We start from the raw sequence: 1,207 nt of genomic DNA, 5'->3' as shown, positions 1-1,207 counted from the left end.
TGTAAGCATCCCGGTAAAACGAACCATTCACTTTTAGAGATCTTCCGACATACTGATTATGTCCTCTGAGGAGATCGCCATGCGTAAAGCCCGATTCACCGAACACCAGATCATTGCCGTTCTGAAGTCCGTCGAAGCCGGACGTACCGTCAAGGATGTCTGCCGTGAAGCCGGGATCTCCGAGGCTTCGTACTACAACTGGAAAGCGAAGTTTGGCGGGATGGAAGCCTCTGATATCAAAAAGATGAAAGACCTTGAGGATGAAAACCGTCGCCTCAAACAGATGTTTGCGGACCTGAGTCTTGAGTGCCGTGCACTGAAAGACGTTATTGAAAAAAAGCTTTAAAACCAGCGATAAAGCGGGAGCTCGTCAGCTATCTGACGGCACAATTCGCCATGAGCATCCGCCAGGCCTGCAGGACATTATCGCTGAGCAGGACGGTCTATGTTTACCAGCCCGATACCCGGCGCGATGAACCGGTGATCCAGTTGCTGACTGAGCTGGCAGAGCGCTACCCGCGATATGGTTTTAAGAAGTTGTTCCAGTTGCTGCGCAGGCAGGGCAACACCTGGAATCATAAACGTGTTCACCGGATTTATTGCCTGCTGAAACTGAATTTTCGCCGTAAGGGAAAACAGCGCCTGCCGGTGCGTAATCCTGCTCCGCTGGCGACGCCAGAGGCGATGAACCAGAGCTGGTCCATCGATTTTATGCACGATGCGCTGGTGTGCGGCAGACGCTTCCGGACCTTCAACGTAGTGGATGATTTTAACCGCGAAGCACTGGCGATCGAAATTGACCTGAATATCCCGGCGCAACGGGTGGTCAGAGTACTGGACAGGATAGTGGCGAACCGGGGGTATCCGCTGAAACTGCGGATGAACAACGGCCCGGAACTGGTTTCGCTGACACTTGCGCAGTGGGCTGAAGAGCATAGTGTGGCACTGGAATTTATCAAGCCGGGTAAGCCGACGCAGAATGCGTTTATCGAACGGTTCAACCGGACGTACCGGACAGAAATCCTGGATTTTTACCTGTTCAGAACGCTGAATGAAGCACGGGAAATCACGGAAAGCTGGCTGAATGAATACAACAGCGAGCGTCCCCATGAATCCCTGAATAACCTGACACCGGAAGAGTACCGGCTGATGACTGAAACCCCGGAACTCTCAAAAAGTGCGTGGAACTAAAACGGGTGTGCTTACA

General features: G+C 52.4%; 1 protein-coding gene. It reads left to right on the top strand.

Annotation, left to right across the window (positions count from 1 at the left end):
* Positions 1–79: 79 nt before the first annotated feature.
* Positions 80–1,191, top strand: a protein-coding gene (locus tag C7433_RS23485; RefSeq protein ID WP_110269062.1) for an IS3 family transposase whose coding sequence is annotated in 2 segments (ribosomal slippage) — positions 80–341 and positions 341–1,191 — 1,113 coding nt in all. Because the reading frame shifts where the segments join, the coding sequence is not laid out codon by codon here.
* Positions 1,192–1,207 lie beyond the last annotated feature (16 nt).

It is taken from the genome of Pantoea sp. PNA 03-3 (assembly GCF_003201175.1).
In the GTDB taxonomy this organism is placed as follows: domain Bacteria; phylum Pseudomonadota; class Gammaproteobacteria; order Enterobacterales; family Enterobacteriaceae; genus Pantoea; species Pantoea stewartii.
Note: the sequence above shows the minus strand (reverse complement) of the source record. Positions and strands in the feature narration are given on the sequence as shown.